This is a genomic window from Rufibacter aurantiacus (assembly GCF_017916345.1).
In the GTDB taxonomy this organism is placed as follows: Bacteria; Bacteroidota; Bacteroidia; order Cytophagales; family Hymenobacteraceae; genus Nibribacter; species Nibribacter roseolus.
On sequence record NZ_JAFMSV010000001.1, the window covers coordinates 1,230,660 to 1,247,170 of the forward strand.

10 protein-coding genes are annotated in these 16,511 nt (G+C 53.9%); all 10 read right to left on the reverse strand.

The genetic code is table 11. The features are described from left to right. Positions 1-120 precede the first annotated feature (120 nt). Positions 121-1,818 carry a sodium:solute symporter family transporter gene (locus tag J3P34_RS05075; protein ID WP_210466687.1) on the reverse strand — a complete coding sequence of 566 codons (1,698 nt, stop codon included), beginning with the start codon at positions 1,816-1,818 and terminating at the stop codon, positions 121-123. 86 nt (positions 1,819-1,904) lie between these two features. After that, positions 1,905-3,404, reverse strand: coding sequence for an L-arabinose isomerase (gene araA, locus J3P34_RS05080; protein ID WP_210486744.1), 1,500 nt, complete (start codon positions 3,402-3,404; stop codon positions 1,905-1,907). 73 nt (positions 3,405-3,477) lie between these two features. Beyond that, the gene (locus tag J3P34_RS05085; protein WP_210486745.1) at positions 3,478-4,176 is read right to left on the reverse strand and encodes an L-ribulose-5-phosphate 4-epimerase; all 699 of its coding nucleotides are present in this window, start codon (positions 4,174-4,176) and stop codon (positions 3,478-3,480) included. A 6-nt stretch (positions 4,177-4,182) separates the two neighbouring features. Continuing rightward, the gene (locus J3P34_RS05090; RefSeq protein ID WP_210486747.1) at positions 4,183-5,970 is read right to left on the reverse strand and encodes a ribulokinase; all 1,788 of its coding nucleotides are present in this window, start codon (positions 5,968-5,970) and stop codon (positions 4,183-4,185) included. A 368-nt stretch (positions 5,971-6,338) separates the two neighbouring features. Continuing rightward, positions 6,339-7,046 carry an NUDIX hydrolase gene (locus J3P34_RS05095; protein WP_210466690.1) on the reverse strand — a complete coding sequence of 236 codons (708 nt, stop codon included), beginning with the start codon at positions 7,044-7,046 and terminating at the stop codon, positions 6,339-6,341. 362 nt (positions 7,047-7,408) lie between these two features. Beyond that, positions 7,409-8,563, reverse strand: coding sequence for an aldose epimerase family protein (locus tag J3P34_RS05100; RefSeq protein ID WP_246853537.1), 1,155 nt, complete (start codon positions 8,561-8,563; stop codon positions 7,409-7,411). 124 nt (positions 8,564-8,687) lie between these two features. Next, complete coding sequence (locus J3P34_RS05105; protein WP_246853538.1) at positions 8,688-9,746, reverse strand: arabinan endo-1,5-alpha-L-arabinosidase; 1,059 nt, start codon at positions 9,744-9,746, stop codon at positions 8,688-8,690. A 97-nt stretch (positions 9,747-9,843) separates the two neighbouring features. Then, positions 9,844-11,844, reverse strand: a complete 2,001-nt coding sequence (locus J3P34_RS05110; protein ID WP_210486751.1) for a glycoside hydrolase family 97 protein — start codon at positions 11,842-11,844, stop codon at positions 9,844-9,846. A gap of 286 nt (positions 11,845-12,130) precedes the next feature. Then, positions 12,131-14,167: an alpha-L-arabinofuranosidase C-terminal domain-containing protein gene (locus tag J3P34_RS05115; RefSeq protein WP_210486753.1), complete on the reverse strand. Its 2,037-nt coding sequence runs from the start codon at positions 14,165-14,167 to the stop codon at positions 12,131-12,133. Positions 14,168-14,239: 72 nt separating this feature from the next. After that, positions 14,240-16,507: a beta-L-arabinofuranosidase domain-containing protein gene (locus J3P34_RS05120; protein ID WP_345890336.1), complete on the reverse strand. Its 2,268-nt coding sequence runs from the start codon at positions 16,505-16,507 to the stop codon at positions 14,240-14,242. Between the last annotated feature and the right edge of the window lie 4 nt (positions 16,508-16,511).

Here is a 16,511-nt window from a genome sequence, read left to right on the forward strand (position 1 = left end):
ACGGGAAGTCCCGCCAACCGCTTCGGCTTAAAGGCCAAAAGGTACTGCAACGGACGGTAAAAACATAAAAAGCGGACGTTTCAGGCCCGCTTCTTATGTTTTATAAGGTTTTATCTTGTACTACCAGAACCGCACATACAGGGCTGTTACAAGTAAGAGCGTTACCACAATAAGAGCCAAAGTAGAGTTTGACACTCTGAACATGGTAGTATCCAGCTCAAATGCTTTAGGGTTCACTCTAGGCCCGGCAAGGCTCAACAAGATCATCACAATCATGGTGAACATGAAGGCCAGTCCCATACAGATCAGGAACGGAATCTCATAACCGCCTTTGCCGTTAGGGTACGCTGTGTACAGGAAGGTCTCATTCCCGAACCAGGTTGGCGCGTAATTATTGAATACTACAGACAAGATGAAACCGGTGAAAAGACCCGCAATAGCGGCCGTACCGGTGGTGCGCTTCCAGAACATACCCAGGAAGAACATGGCAAACACACCCGGGCTAATAAAACCGGTGTATTTCTGGATGAAGGTAAATCCACCCTCGCCACCTATACCCAGCAAGTCATCCCAGGTAAGGAAGATAGAGAACAACATGGCCGCCACAATGGTGATTTTACCCACCCAGATAAGCTTCTTCTCATCGGCACCTTTGTTGATGTATTTCTGGTAAATATCCAGGGTGAAGATGGTGGAGATACTGTTGGCTTTACCGGCCAAAGAAGCCACAATGGCCGCAGTCAAAGCCGCCAGAGAAAGACCTTTCATACCCGTTGGCAAGAAGCCCAGGATAGCGGAGTAAGCGTTATCAGCGTTGAAATGTCCGCCCGGAGCCATTTCTTCCTGCAAAGCGCCGTTCTTGTACAGTACATACGCGGCAATACCCGGCAACATTACAATGATTGGCATCATCAGTTTCAGGATACCGGCGAACAGGATACCCGTACGGGCCGTGTGCAGGTCGGCACCCAGGGCACGCTGGGTGATGTACTGGTTACAGCCCCAGTAGTTCAGGTTCACAATCCACATACCGCCAAAGTACATGGCAATGCCTGGCACCATGAGGTATTTGTTTATTTCCTGCTGGGTTGCTCCCGGACCCGGTTTGTCAAAGATCAGGTGGAAGTGATCCGGGGAATCCTGCAGCAGTTTGTTGAAACCGGCAATCATGTCGTTGCCCAGGCCAAAGTGGTTACTCACCAGGGTTAACGCGGTGTACGTAGTAGCCAAACCACCCAGAATCAGAACCGTTACCTGGATCACGTCAGTAAACCCGATTACCTTCATACCGCCCAGGGTAATGATTACCGCGAAAATAGCCAGCAACACCATGATCAGGTGGAAGTTCTCGCCTCCGGCCAGGTTACTGATGGCCAGTGCCCCCAGGAACAGGATAGAGGTAAGGTTCACGAACACGTACAAAAATAGCCAGAAGATAGCCATGATCAAACTGGTGGTTTGGTTGTACCGGTTCTGCAGGAACTGCGGCATGGTGAAGATCTTGTTCTTCAGGTACACCGGAATAAACCAGACAGCCACAATAATCAATGCAACGGCGGCAATCCACTCATAGGCTGCCACGGCTACCCCTACCACAAAGCCGTTCCCGCTCATACCTATGAACTGCTCGGCGGAGATGTTAGAGGCGATGAGCGAGGCCCCGATGGCCCACCAGGTAAGGGACCCTTCGGCTAAGAAATAATCTTTACTGTCTGACTCAACGGTTTTCTTTTTGCGGTAAATCCAGTATCCGTACCCAGATACAATGATGAAGTAGACTATAAAGATGGTATAGTCAATGGTGGTAAATTTGTTCATGGAAAGGGGTTAGCCTGAAAGTGAAAGTTTGTCTGTTTGGAAAAGAAAAGGCCCCAATGCCAACGATAGCATTGAGGCCCTTAAAATTAGCAATTCTTCTGATAATACATCTCACTCCAGCGAAGTTCGTTCTTCAGCTGGCTCAGTTTGGTGTCGCGGCCAATGACCACGCACTCAATGCCGGCCATTTCTGCAAAGTCCTGCAGCTGCTCTGCGCTGATGTTCTGGCTGTAGCAGGTATGGTGGGCACCACCGGCCAGAATCCAGGCGGCACAGCCTGTTTTCATATCTGGAAGCGGTTTCCACAGCACGCGGGCTACGGGTAGGTTAGGCAGTTCGTTCTGCGGCTCCACGGCCTCCACTTCGTTCACGATAAGTCTGAAGCGGTTACCCATGTCCACCACTGAGGCGTTCAGGGCCGGACCAGAGCCAGCGTTGAACACCAGACGTACCGGATCGGCTTTGCCTCCGATTCCCAATGGGTGGATCTCGCAGGAAGGTTTGTCTACGGCCAGGGACTCGTCTACCTCCAGCATGTGCGAACCAAGCACCAAGGCGTTGTTCGGGTCAAAGTGGTAAGTGTAGTCTTCCATGAAGGCGTTAGCACCCGGCAGACCGCTGCCCATCACTTTCATGGCGCGCACCAAAGCAGCCGTTTTCCAGTCGCCTTCACCGGCGAAACCGTAACCGTCTGCCATGAGGCGCTGCACCGCAATACCCGGTAACTGCACCATGCCGTGCAGGTCTTCAAACGTATCTGAGAAGCCTTTATAGCCTCCTTTTTCCAAAAAGGTGCGTAAACCAATCTCAATTTTGGCCGCCTCTCTGAGGGAAGCGCGCTGTGCCCCACCTTCGCGCAGGCCTTCGGCTACGTTGTACTTTGTTTCGTACTCCTGCACCAATTGGTCAATGGCTTGCTCAGAAACCTCGTTGATCACCGCCACCAGGTCCCCAATACCATGGGTGTTCACCGCGAAACCGAATTTCAGTTCGGCCTCTACTTTGTCACCCTCGGTTACGGCTACGTAGCGCATGTTATCGCCAAAACGCACGAACTTGGCACCTTGCCAGTCATACCAGCCAGCGGCCACGCGGCACCAGTTGTTGATCTCCTGGATCACCTCCGGGTCTTGCCAGTGGCCTACCACCACCTTGCGCTCAATGCGCATGCGCGACACCATAAACCCGAACTCACGGTCACCGTGAGCGCTTTGGTTCAGGTTCATGAAATCCATGTCAATAGAGTTCCACGGAATATCGCGGTTGAATTGGGTGTGCAGGTGCAGCAAAGGCTTCTGCAATACCTTCAGTCCTCTGATCCACATTTTAGCGGGCGAGAACGTGTGCATCCAGGTGATCACGCCAATACAGTTTTCGGCCACGTTGGCTTCCTGGCAAACCTTGAAGATCTCTTCGGTGGTTTTAACGGTAGGCTTGAACACAATGCGCACCGGAATTTGGTCAGCACCGTCTAAGCCTTTTACAATTTCCTGCGAGTGGGCGGCCACCTGATTTAGGGTTTCCTCGCCGTATAGATGCTGGCTTCCGGTGAGGAACCAGACTTCAAATTGTTTTAAATCAATCATGGATGTGAGGGTTAAGGGCGGAACCCGCTGGTAATACAGCCAAGTCCGTTATTATCTGCTATTGTTTTATTTGTTATTGGCCGTAATAAGAATCAGGTCCGTGCTTTCTTTCAAAGTGTTTCTTGATGAGCGAGTCCTGCAAGCGGGGTACCTGCGGCCTGATCTGCTCGGTAAGGAATGCCATGCGGGCAATCTCCTCAACCACGGCGCTGTTGTACACCGCCTTCTTGGCGTCTTTGCCCCAGGTGAACGGCGCGTGGTTTCCTACCAGCACCATCTCCACCTCCTCGTAGCTCATGCCTTTCTCCTGCAGGTAATTCATGATCTGGAAGCCGGTCTCGTACTCGTAGTTCCCCTGGATCATGGCATCGTCCATGGGCGGGGCGCAAGGCACATCGGTGGTGAGGTGATCGGCGTGGGTAGTACCGTAGATGGGAATATCGCGTTGGGCCTGGGCCCAGGCGGTGGCATAGGTAGAGTGCGTATGCACAATTCCGCCAATGTTTTCCCAATGCTTGTACAGCACCGCGTGCGTTTTGGTGTCTGACGACGGCCGCAGAGAACCCTCCACAGTATTACCGTCAAAATCCACGATCACCATCTTCTCCGGCGACAGGTCCTCGTAAGGCACGCCGCTGGGTTTGATGGCGAAAACGCCCTGCGCTCTGTCCACGGCGCTCACGTTCCCGAAGGTGAATAATACCAGCCCTAACTTGGGCAACTGCATATTGGCCTGGTAGGCCTCTTCTTTGATGTGTTGAAAAGAACTCATGAATGCTTATCTGGTAAGGCCCTGCAGCTCCGTCTGCGCTGAAGTAACAGGTCTGGTTTGGCCTTCCTGGGCCGGGCTGCCGGTTTCGGGCAAGTCAGACAAAGTAGTAAGTTTAGCCGGCGCACTGTGGATTTCCAGGAAACCACCCAGCTCAGTGTATTTCTGGTAACGCTTGGCGTACAAACCTACCCGCTCCTGGTTAGGGAAATACTCCAGGTCAAATCCTTGGCCCATAGCCTCCATAGCATCTTCTACCCTATTGTAAAGGCCGGCCGCAGTGGCCGCGAACATCGCGGCGCCAATGGCGCAGGTCTGCTCTGACTTATGGATCCGGATGGGCATGTTCATCACATCGGCCATCATCTGCATGATGAACGGCGACTTTCTGGCCACGCCGCCCAGACCAATCAGGCCTTTTACCGGAACGCCCTGCTCATTGAAACGGTCCACAATTTTCTTCGCCCCGAAGCAGGTAGCCTCCACCAAGGCCCGGAAAACGCGCGGCGCATCACTGCCCAGGCCTAAGCCGGAGATGGCGCCTTTCAGTACCTGGTTCGCATCTGGCGTACGGCGACCGTTGAACCAGTCAATGGCGAACTCGTTATTCTCTGATAATGGAATCTGGTCTGCGGCTTTGCTCAGCTCAGGGATGATTCTGTTAGACACCTCTTCTACCAGTGCCTCGGCGGTAGCGGCATCAATGACCTGTGAATTGGCCAGCAGGTTCTGCAAAGGCCATAGTAAGATTCTTTTGAACCAGGCGTAGGTATCCCCAAAGGCAGATTGACCGGCCTCCAGACCCATCATGCCCGGGATGATGGACCCAGGCACCTGACCGCAGATTCCGTTCACCAAGGTATCCCCGAATTCCTCAACAGGGGCTACCAGCATGTCGCAGGTAGAGGTACCCATCACTTTACTCAGGTGGTAAGGCTCAATCTGGCCGCCTACGGCGCCCATATGGCAATCGAAGGCACCTACGCCCACCACTACATCGGTAGACAAGCCCAGACGCTCAGCCCATTCGGCGCTTAACTGGCCAGCGGCTTGGTCTGAGGTGTAGGTATCCTGGAACAGGCGGGAAGTGAATCCGTCCAGCACTGGGTCCAGGGAAGCGAAGAAATCATTAGGAGGCAGTCCGCCAAACTCAGCGGCCCAGAGAGATTTATGGCCTGCCGAGCAGACGCTGCGTTTCATCTGGTCTACGTTGTTACCGCCGGTGAGCAGGAACGGAATCCAGTCGCAGTGCTCTACCCAGGAGTAGCAGGCCTCACGCACTTGGGCGTCTTCGCGCAACACGTGCAGCAGCTTGGCCCAGAACCACTCAGAGGAGTAGATGCCGCCCACAAACTGCAGGTAATTGGTCTCGAACTTAGTGGAATGCTCGTTGATTTCGGCGGCTTCCTGCACGCCGGTGTGGTCTTTCCAGAGCACAAACATGGCATTGGGGTTTTCCGCGAACTCAGGCAACAAGGCCAAAGGCGTGCCCTGCTGGTTCACGGCCACCGGCGTAGAACCGGTAGTATCCACGGAGATACCTTTCACCGCGCCCGCAATGGCCGCGCCGCCCGCTTTCTGCAGACAGTCTTTGATGGTTTTCTCCAGACCCTCAATGTAGTCCAGAGGGTGCTGACGGAACTGGTTTTCCGCGGGTACGCAGTAAGCCCCTTTGTTCCAGCGGGGATAGTTGAAAACAGAAGAAGCTACTTCCTCACCGTTTAAGGCATTAACCAGGACAGACCGCACAGAGTCAGAGCCATAGTCCACGCCAATCACATATACATCTTGTGCCATAGTCGACTTATTGTTGTCAAATTAACGTTTATTCCCACTATCACCAAAATTTGGCCTCCAACTTTTACAGATTTAAAAATTAAAGCTTCGTCTCAGCGTATTCTATTACAAGTATAGCAATAAGTTTCTAAAAATGTTGTTTTGACACTTAATTTATTTTGGGAGAATATCGCGCTTTCCTGCCTATGACTGTAAGCGTGCTTCTCCCCTACTCTAAATCACACCTAAAACAAAAGGAGCTCCCGCTTCAAGGCTGGTTTCGTAAAATCAGTCAAGAAACGGGAGCTCCCTTTTACACCTATCAAACTGCAGCTGCAGCGTCACTTACCAACCTGCTTTCTATCTCCGGTTTGGCAGAAAGAACTGGTTTAAACCAGGAACTTCTCGGGCTTGGGGATGAACTTCAGGAAGGCCTCAAAGTTGTCATAGTACTTCTCCCTGTCCAGCTTGAAGTAGAAGGCGCCTTTGCGGGAGCTCTCTTTGTCTTTCTCCTCCTGGCGCACCAACAGGCCCGTGGAAAGAACCTTACGGCTGAAGTTCCGCTTGTCAAAGGTGGTGTCGTAGAGTTTCTCGTAGAGAGTCTGGAGTTTGGGCAGGGTGAACTTCTCGGGCAACAGCTCAAACAGGATGGGGTGCAGGGCGGCTTTGTAGCGCAGGCGCATCTTGGCCATTTCCACCATCTCCTCGTGGTCAAAGATCAGGCTGGGCATCTCGCTTAAGAGGAACCACTCGGCGTGGTACTCAGAGCTCAGCTGGGCCTCATATTTCTGGATATCGATTAGGGCGAAATACGGCACCGCGATGGTCCGCTCCACGGGGTCACGATTGGGTTCACTGAACGCCGGGATCTGCTCCAGGTACACGCCCTCCAGGCCGGTGAGCTGTTTCAGAACGCGTTGGGCACCCGCTTCCAGGCTCTCCTGCGGCTGCACGAAACCGCCCATGAGGCTCCACTTCTGCTTCTGGGGCGCGAAGCCCCGCTGAATCAGCAGCAGCTTGAAGTTCTCTCCGTCAAAACCAAATATGATACAATCCACCGCAACAAGAATTCTTGTCTGGCCCGAATACTTCATCATTCCGCTGATATATTTAGTAATCCTGCTGCCAACGATGGCTTAACAAGAACCAAGATTATTTAGAGTTCAAAGGCGCTCCTTTGGCTTTTGCTTTGACCCGCTTTTAAGTCAACTGTATAAACAGGTCCGAAGAAAAATTTAGACCGGCCTAAAGACAAAGCAAATAAAGGAATACAAATCCATTTTAAAACAATCGGACGGCAGCGCCACAGGAAAAATTTAGACGTTGATATAGCCAATCCCGCGTTTAGGACCTGGTTTAACCAAATCAGCCCCGAAACGCCAAACATAGGAAAAAGCACCCCCGGAAACTGATCTTACCAAACGTTCCCGAAGATGCTTTTTCCCGATGCGGCTAGCGCCTACTTCGCAGAGAATTTGTACACCGTAGTGGTGGCGTACGTCTGCCCTGGCTTCAGGGTAGTGCTAGGGAAAGCAGGTTGGTTAGGAGAATCCGGGAAGTGCTGGGTCTCCAGGCAGAAGGCCGTTCTGTAGGCATCTTTGCTTCCGTTTTTAAGGGTGTGGCCAGATTCCATGAAGTTGCCGCTGTAGAACTGCAGGCCTGGCTCTATGGTGAGCACATCCATGGCAATGCCGCTCTTGTCGCCCACCGCGGTGGCAACTTTTTTCAATTCTTTTCCGCCGCCGCCAGTCAGTACGAAGTTGTGGTCATAGCCGCCGCCATATTTCAGTTGCTGGTGCTCGTCTTTGATTCTGGCGCCGATGGCGGTGGACTGGTTGAAGTCAAAAGGCGTGCCTTTCACTGGCTCAATGCCGGTAGGGATCAAAGTAGAGTCAACCGGGTTGTATCTGTCTGCGCTCACCTGCAGTTGGTGACCCAGGATATCGCCGCTGCCCTCGCCGTTCAGGTTGAAGAACGTGTGGTTTGTGAGGTTCACGATGGTGGTTTTATCTGTGGTGGCCTCGTACCCGATTCTCAACTCATTATCATCGGTGAGGGTGTAGGTCACCTTTACGTTCAGGTTACCCGGATAGCCTTCTTCCATGTCTTTGGACACGTAAGTCAACTCCAGGGTTTTGTCGTCCACCTGTTTGGCATCCCATACCACGCGGGAGAAACCTTTGTTTCCGCCGTGCAGGTGGTTGGCGCCGTTATTGGTGACCAGGGTGTACTCCTTGCCTTCCAACTTGAACTTGCCCTTGGCAATACGGTTGCCGTAACGCCCGATGGTGGCCCCGAAGAAGGTGTCTGATCCTTTGGTATAATCCTCTACGTTCCCAAATCCAACAGAGACATCGGTGAGTTTACCGTTTTTGTCCGGCACCAGCAGGCTCACCAGACGACCGCCGTAGTTGGTGATGGCCGCCTGCACGTTGTTCTTGTTCTTGAGCACGAACAGGTCGGTTTGCTTGCCGTCAATGGTCTTCTGGAAACTGGCGCGAGCCGGTAGCTTCGCCTCAGCAGAAGCGGTGCTGCCCTCAGAGGCGTTCTCGGTTTGGGTGGTGGTGTTTTCCTGGTTACCAGAGTTCTGGCTACAGGAGCTGGCTAACATCATAGAGCTAATCAATAAGGTACAAACAGGCCTAAATACGTATTTCATGGACAGGTTATTGGTTTTTAACTGAATATTTTAGGTTACTAGTTTTCTGCTGCGCAACGCTACTCTTTCTTTCCTGGGTTTACTGGGCCACTGCCACCACCGGCCACTGGTCTTTGTCCCAGGTCAGTTTCTCCAGGCGCAGTTTAGGCCGGCCGTTCTCCGCCGCGTCATAGCCATGGAAAATAATGTAATCAGTTTTGTCAAAGGTGTAGACCGCATTGTGGCCCACACCATTCCATTTTTCATTGCCCTCCAGCAGAATGGTGCCGCCGCCGGCGTCCATGGCGACCCCGTTCTTGTCCAGGTAAGGTCCCTGCACGTTTTTGGCGCGACCCACAATCATCTTGTAATCACTTTTGGCCCCTTTGCAGCAATAATCAATGGAAGCGAACAGGTAATAATAACCGTTTTTTTTGAAAACAAAAGGCGCCTCTATCGCATTTCCTCCCGCCTCGGCCGGATTGCCCGGCAACGGCTCCGGATTGGTCTTGATGGTGAGCCCTTTTCTGCGGCTGGCGATGGTGGAAAGTTTGTTGATGTCCTGGGCTACCGACAGACGGTCTTTGTTCAGTTTCACCAGTTGCAGTCCGCCCCAGAAAGACCCGAAGGCCATCCACGGTGTCCCGTTTTTATCCGTCACCAGGTTGGGGTCAATGGCGTTCCAGTTGGTGACGCCCGGCACCGAGCCGATGATCTTGCCATGGTCTACCCACTTGAAGTCTTTGCTGCTGGGGTCCAGCGTGGCGTTGGTGGCCAGACCAATGGCCGAGGTGTTCTTCCCGAAGGCTGAGATAGAGTAATACAGGTAATACTTCCCATTATAGAAACTGATGTCCGGGGCCCAGATATGGTTGTCTTTGAAGCCGGCTACCTCCTTCACCGCCCACTCCGGCGCAGTGGCGAACACCGGCTTTTCCTTTTTCCAGTTCTGCATGTCCGTGGAAGACCACACCGAGATGCCGTGGCCCGTGCTGAACAGGTAGTATGTATTGCCTTGCTTGACCATCACCGGATCATGCACCGTGATGTTACTCACCGGCCGTACCTCCCCTACCTGTTGCCCCTGCGGTTGCTGCGCCTGCACAGAACCAATACCCGTGAGCAGGAGTATACCTAAGATGAAGCTTCTTACCATCATATCAATCTTTATAGTCTTTCGTTTTGTAGCCGTTTTGGCCAAAATGAACCAGAAACAGACCGGCCCAGCTAAAGGCTAGAACCTGGCTTCAGGGGCCCTAGAATACCATCACAAACCCGCCGTTGGGTTTCAGCTCCACCGTGGTCTTGCCGCCTTTGGCCGGATCAATGGTCTGTTGCTGCATGCCCGCGGCATCGGTGCCGTCAGTGATGTAAGCGCCTTTTTTGCCGTCCAGGAAGGAAAGGTCCAGCTGCAGGGTTTTGGCGGTTTTCTCGCCGTTGATGCCGGCCACGTACCATTTGCCGTTCGCCTTGCGGGCCATCACCACTTCTTTGCCCGGGTAGCCGTGGATGAATTTAACCTCTTCCCACACGCTGGGCACCTCCTTCAGGAAATCCTGCACGTAGGCCGGCATTTTGGCCATGCCCGAAGGAATCTCCACGTAATGCTGCACCCCTGAGGTAAACAGCACTGACAAAGCCAATTCAAACGCTGGCGTGGTTCTCCGGGTGATTCTGGGGATCTTGGTCAGGTTCACGGGCGTGAAATCCATGGGGTCAAACACGTTGCGGGTGAACGGGATCACCGTGGCGTGGGCAGGCTCCTCATCGGCGTTCTGCTGCTCAAAGGTGATGAACTCAAAACCCTTGATAGACTCCATGGTCATGAGGTTGGGATAGGTCCGTTGCCAGCCGCGCGGCAACGTGCAGCCGTGGAAGTTCACCAGCAGTTTGTGCTCGGCGGCGTCTTTCAGGATGTCATTGTAGTACTGCATCACGCTCTGGCCATCGCCCCCGAAGAAATCTATCTTCACGCCTTTGATGCCCATGTCATGCAGGCGCTTGAACTCCTGCATACGGCTTTCGTGGGTAAGCATTTTGTCTCTGGGGGTATACGGCGCGCCGTTCCAGGGACCAGCCGAGTTGTACCACAGCAGCAGCCCTACGTTCCTGGTTTTGGCGTAGTCTGCCAGCTCCTTCACTTTCTCGTACCCGATCTTCTTGTCCCAGTCGGCGTCAATGAGGGTGTAGCTCCATTTCATGCGGGAGGCGTAGTCAATGAACCGCTTCTGCACATCGTACACCGTGGAATCGTCTTTGAGAATAGCCCAGCTCCACGCCGATTTACCCGGCTTTATGAAGCCTTTCTCCATATCAACGGCGGGTTTGGCCAGGTCAATACCCAGCGTTGACTCCGCGATGGTTTTAAGGGAGCCCACCGCCACCAGGCGCCAAGGCGAGTAGAAGGGCAATTCTGAGGTTGGGTTCACGCCGCCGCCGGGATTATGCTCCACGTCCTGCGGAAACGCGAGACTGTATTCTCCGCCCGGCGAGTTCTGCCCCAGGCGCGAGGCGCAGTAATCTCCGTAAGAAGCGGTTTCTGAAAGCAGTACCCAGTTGTCGCCAGTTGTCTGGAACAAAGCCGGGAAGACCCAACCTGCTTTGATGGGCGAAGGCGTACCCACCGGAATACCTTTGAGGTAGTATTCTTCATACGAAGGATTGGTGCGCTCCCAACCGGTTTTGGCATCAGACATGGGCTGCATCCAGCCTTTGGTGCCCTCAGGTAATTTGAAGGAAGTCACTTCCCGGGTAATGGTCTTCTTCCCCGATGCCTGCCCCGGGAAATAGTACCGGAAAGCCACCCCGTCATTGGACACCTGGAAAATAACGTCCAGCTGTTGCCCCTGGGCATTCTTGAGGTGGAAAGTGCGCTTGTTGGCCCGGTAGGTATTCTCCTTGCGCTTGGCTGTCAAGATCTCGTAGTTGTCTTTCACCGACTCCACGCCGGAGACAGACGCCAGCGTTAAACCCTGGGAAAGGTCCGCGTCTTCCATGACCACGCCAAGGCGGGAATCCTGCAATACGGTGGCGCCGCCGCGGGAAACGGCGTACGTGGCGCTTTGCCCCGGTGTGAGGCTGAACCGTACCTTGATACTTTGATCGGGGCTTTCAACGGTATACTCTTTTTCCATAGCAGAACTGCTGCTGACTTTGGTTTTCTGGGCGCAGGCACCCAAACCCAGGATTCCTACCAGAAAGATGAGGGACCGGTAAACCCCAGTCCGCAGATTGCTTTGTTTAGAAAGTGATGGCATGTTGGTTAGTTAAGCGATTTTCTGCGTCTGGCATTTGGGGGCTGTTTTCAGGAAAACGGCTTTGAAATGCGCACCGCAGAAGTTGTATGACATTGATTGAGACCGGATGCGCGCCTGAACGGGGCAACCCGGCAATTTATTCAAACCGACAAACAGGGAAGAACTGCCCCACAAACCAACATATTCTTCCTGGGCAAACTTTCCTCCTGAGGGAAAAAGCAGGAAACGTTTCGGGGCTGTTTCTGTAAAAACAACCCCGAAACGACCTACCCCTTACTATCCTTGGTTATTTTCCTGTGTTGGCAGCGTACTTAGACACCACCGAGCCCAAAGAAGAAGCCTTCACCTTGATAACGTTCACAGAGTAAGGCTCCAAAGACAGTTTCACGCGGTTGTTCTTCACCGAGATAGACTGCTGCACCGGGGTCAACGCCATCGGTTCTTTGAAGGAGTTCATCTGCTCCAGGTTGTTGCTTCTCATTTTCTGCAGGGTGCCTTTGCCTTGCACGCTCTTCACGCCTTCCAGCACAAACTCGCCGTCCTGTGCCTTGCCTGAGGTGTTCACCACTTTCAGGATTAGCTCATTGGTTTTCTGGTTAATGCTGGCCGAGGCGAACAGGTTATCCTGTCCGGTCACCTTGGTATTGTTACGCTCGATCGGCACCAGGTGCGTGCCTACGTTGGTGGAGAACAATTTCTGCACGTAGTAGTTAGGCGTTCCGTAAGACTGCAGGTTGTTTACCCAGATCATGTCCGGGGTCCACTGCCAGCCTTCTTCGTGGGCGAACAAAGGCGCGTAAGAAGCCATGGCTACTACATCGGCGTTGCGCTCCAGACCGGTCATGAAAGCGGCCTCGGAAAGGGCGCCCTTCCAGTTGTTCTTGTTCTCGGGGCTAGCGATGGCCACGGTCTGGGCGGCATACTCGCCGGCGAAGATCTTAGGACCTTTGCGGTCATAGTTGTCATAGCGGGTGGCGTTTTCCTGGAACCACTCCGGCGCGCGGTAGTAGTGCTCGTCAATGATATCGGCATTGAGGCTGCGCATGGTTTTGTTCAGGTAATCGAACTCAGGACCGTCGGGGAAAGGACCGGTGGTGGTGATCAGTTTCAGGTCTGGGTATTTGCTGCGCAGCGCCTTCTCGAAAATCTTGTAGCGCTCCACGTACTGCTCGCCCCACTGCTCGTTGCCCACGCCCAGATACTTGAGGTTGAACGGAGCCGGGTGGCCCATCTCTGCCCTGATTTTACCCCACTCAGAAGTAACCGGACCGTTGGCGAATTCCACCAGGTCCAGCGCGTCCTGGATGTACGGGTCCAGTTGGTCCAGCGGCACTACCTCACCGGTGTTGAACTGGCAGGCCATGCCGCAGTTGAGGATAGGAAGCGGCGCCGCCCCAATGTCCTCGGCCAATTGGAAGTACTCAAAGAAGCCTAATCCGAAGGTCTGGAAGTAATCTGGGGTATGACGATGCTTGAACTCGGTGTTCCAGCGGTTCACCAAGGTGGCGCGGTTCGCCACGTCGCCAATGGTTTTCTTCCACTGGAAACGCTCATCCAGGGTACGGCCCTCCACAATACAGCCGCCCGGGAAACGCAGGAAGCCGGGTTTCATATCAGCGAGCAACTGCACCATATCGGCACGCAGGCCGTTGGGGCGCTGCTTCCAGGTGTTCTTAGGAAACAGGGAAATCATGTCCAGGTCCACTACGCCTTTACCCTGGGCCAGCACCCGCAGGCGGGCTTTGGGATCAGTGGCATTGGCGGTGAGGCTTACTTCGTACTTCTTCCATTCCTGACCAGATGGGGTGAAAGTAGCCGAACCCAGCTTCTCCCCTTTTACGGTTACCAGTTCCACAACCAGCGGCATGGCACTGCCTGCCCCCTGACGGGCCAACACGGAGAAGTTGTACTGCTCGCCTTTCTTGATGCCCATACCACGGAAGCCCTCATTGAGCAAGCCGTAACCCGCATCTACTTTGGAAGTGAGGCGCAGGTACCGGCGGTTGGGGCTGCTGGTCACACTGGATTGGTTTATCACCAGCAGGCTGCCTTGGTCGTTGTTCTGCTTCTGTTCTACCCAGCCCATCATAGGCGTGTCAAACTCAAAAGATCGGTTTTTCACCAGCTCAGCGTAGATTCCGCCATCGGCACCTAGGTTGATGTCCTCAAAAAAGACGCCGTACATGGTGGGGGCAATTTCGCCGTAGATTTTATCTGCTTTTACCGTAAAGGTCTTGCTGGAGGCAGCCGTCTGCCCAGATACGTTCCAGGACAGGAGGCATCCTGCAACCAACGCAGCAAAGGAAAAGGGTTTGTGTGTCATGGGGTCTACAAAAAATCAGGTACTACAAATGGTTATCTCAAAACCGGATTGGTAGGCCGGCTGTTTGTTCTTCTATTTTAAAAGGCGCACGTAATAGATGCCCGCCGTGGAGGAGTTCTCCAGCGCTGTGAAGGTAAGTTTCAGAGTGTTGTCTTTCGCTTTTGCCAGCACCGCCGCGGGTATCTCATAGTCTACCTCCACGAATTTATCTCCCAGACTGCCGTCCAGCCGCACGGTCTGCAGCACGGTGCCGTTCACGGAGATGGTGAAGTTCCGGTCCCGGTCGGCACCGAAGTAAGTGAGGCGCAGTTTGCGCGGGCCTTGGCCTTTGTTTTTGAGGTTATAGCTGAACCAGCCGCGGGCCAGCCGCCAGTGCCGGTCTCTGTGCACGCCGGTCTCGGTTTTCTCACCCGCAAAACCGTGATCAGATTCTGGTTGCTGTTCACCGGGCGCTACCTGGTCCACCGTCTGAGCTTCCAAGGCCAGTTTCGCTTTTTCCTTTTCCTTGAGAGCGGCATTTCGTGCCTCTAGGCCTTCGGGGGTGGTCATAGGCCAGTACACCATGTAGCGCGCATCATGGATCTGGTAAAAAGGCACGAGCTGCACCCCCTTGTATTTCTGCGGGTGGATCAATTCTGATGCCGTAAAGGTAAATGGTTTGCCCGCCACCGGCTGAAGGCCGCTCACCACGTCTTTACTGTTTGACACCAGCACAGGCGCTTCGTCCAAAGAATACAAAGGTCCATTAGCAACGTGGCCCATGCGACTGCCATCAGCCAGAAGTCCGGTCAGATCCGTGGAATCCGTCACAGCGGCCAACACAATGGGGCCCCGCACAAAAGAAACCCAAGGCGAGCCATCGGGCAGGGACTCGGCTTTGGTGGTCATGGGCAATGACACGGTCACTACGTCGCCTGATTTCCATTTCCGGTCAATCCCTACGTAGCCATTGGCAGCGGTGGTTTCTACCTCTTTGCCGTTTACTTGCACCGTGAACTTGCCTTGCTGCACCCACTCGGGTTGGCGGATGTAGAGGGTGAATTTCTGCGCTTTTTTCAATTTCAGGCTTAAAGCGGAGGTTTCCTCAAAAGGGAATTTGGTATTCTGCGTCACCGATAGGCCTTTCTCCTGCCAGTCCAGGGTGGAGGGCAGGAACAGGTTCACGTACAGGTCTCTGTCTGAATGGGCGTACACCAGCTCGCCGTACTTGCCGTGGTTTTCCAGGCCCGATCCCACGCAGCACCAGAAATCTTCCTGGGGCTGGGAGTACACGCGGTAGTGCCGCGGCCGCATGGAGGTGAAATACACAAAACCGCCTTTCTCGGGGTGCTGCGAAGAGAGGATGTGGTTGTACATGGCCCGCTCATAGTAGTTCAGGTAATCTGCCGAGGCGCTGGACAGATATAGCTGCTTTGTGAGTTTGAGCATGTTGTAGGTGTTGCACGTCTCGGGCCCCTCCTTGCTTTCCAGCATGGACGTGAAGTTGTTAGCCGGATGGAAGTGCTCGCTCACGCTGTTGCCCCCAATGGAAACCGTGCGGTTGTCCACCACCGTTTTCCAGAAGAAAGCCGCCGCGTTGTTCCAGGTCTGGTCTTTGGTCAGTTCCGCCACCCGCTGGAAACCTATCACCTTCGGGATCTGGGTATTGGCGTGCATGCCGTTCAACGCATCCTTGCCCTGCAGCAAAGGATTGAGCACCGAGGTCTGGGAGAAGCGTTTGGCCAGCGTCAGGTATTTGTCATTACCGGTGATTTCTGCCACATCCGCGAAGACCTCGTTCATGCCGCCGTGCTCGCTGCGCAGCATGTCCTGGATCTGGGCATCGGAGAGGTTGGCAGTCAGGTCCAGTGCCCAATCAGAAAGCTTGATGAGCATTTGCTTTGCCTTCTCGTTTCCGGCAAACAGGTAAGCATCCCGCAGCCCCGAATAGGTTTTATGGATGTTGTACAGAGGAACCCATTTCTTGTTCAGGGAGAAACTGCCGGCCTCTATCTTGCCGGCCTTGATGTCCTGCCACACCTGCCTGCCGCCGGGCGTGCCGCCCAGGTAACCATCACCGCTTTTTTGTTGGCAGGCCTCCAACGCATCTACCATGTAGTTGAGGCGCTGCAAGACTTCCTGATTACCGGTGGAGGCGTACATGAGCGCCAGCGCCGATAGGTAGTGCCCCCCGATGTGCCCGTCTAGGCCAGTGTTTTCCCAGTTGCCGTAGTTCTGCGCCCTGGGCTGGATTCCGGCCTCTTTTTGAAAAGGAGCCAACAAACGGTCTGGGTTCAGGGACAGCATATACGCCAGATCGGTCTGTTGCGCTTGCCGGAACGGGCTTTCCAGCAGCCGCACAGAA

What these genes read in the sequence shown, in the direction of transcription:
- J3P34_RS05075 (WP_210466687.1), bottom strand. Translation starts at nt 1,818, where the DNA reads ATGAACAAATTTACCACCATTGACTATACCATCTTTATAGTCTACTTC.
- araA (WP_210486744.1), bottom strand. Translation starts at nt 3,404, where the DNA reads ATGATTGATTTAAAACAATTTGAAGTCTGGTTCCTCACCGGAAGCCAG.
- J3P34_RS05085 (WP_210486745.1), bottom strand. Translation starts at nt 4,176, where the DNA reads ATGAGTTCTTTTCAACACATCAAAGAAGAGGCCTACCAGGCCAATATG.
- J3P34_RS05090 (WP_210486747.1), bottom strand. Translation starts at nt 5,970, where the DNA reads ATGGCACAAGATGTATATGTGATTGGCGTGGACTATGGCTCTGACTCT.
- J3P34_RS05095 (WP_210466690.1), bottom strand. Translation starts at nt 7,046, where the DNA reads ATGATGAAGTATTCGGGCCAGACAAGAATTCTTGTTGCGGTGGATTGT.
- J3P34_RS05100 (WP_246853537.1), bottom strand. Translation starts at nt 8,563, where the DNA reads ATGATGTTAGCCAGCTCCTGTAGCCAGAACTCTGGTAACCAGGAAAAC.
- J3P34_RS05105 (WP_246853538.1), bottom strand. Translation starts at nt 9,746, where the DNA reads ATGATGGTAAGAAGCTTCATCTTAGGTATACTCCTGCTCACGGGTATT.
- J3P34_RS05110 (WP_210486751.1), bottom strand. Translation starts at nt 11,844, where the DNA reads ATGCCATCACTTTCTAAACAAAGCAATCTGCGGACTGGGGTTTACCGG.
- J3P34_RS05115 (WP_210486753.1), bottom strand. Translation starts at nt 14,167, where the DNA reads ATGACACACAAACCCTTTTCCTTTGCTGCGTTGGTTGCAGGATGCCTC.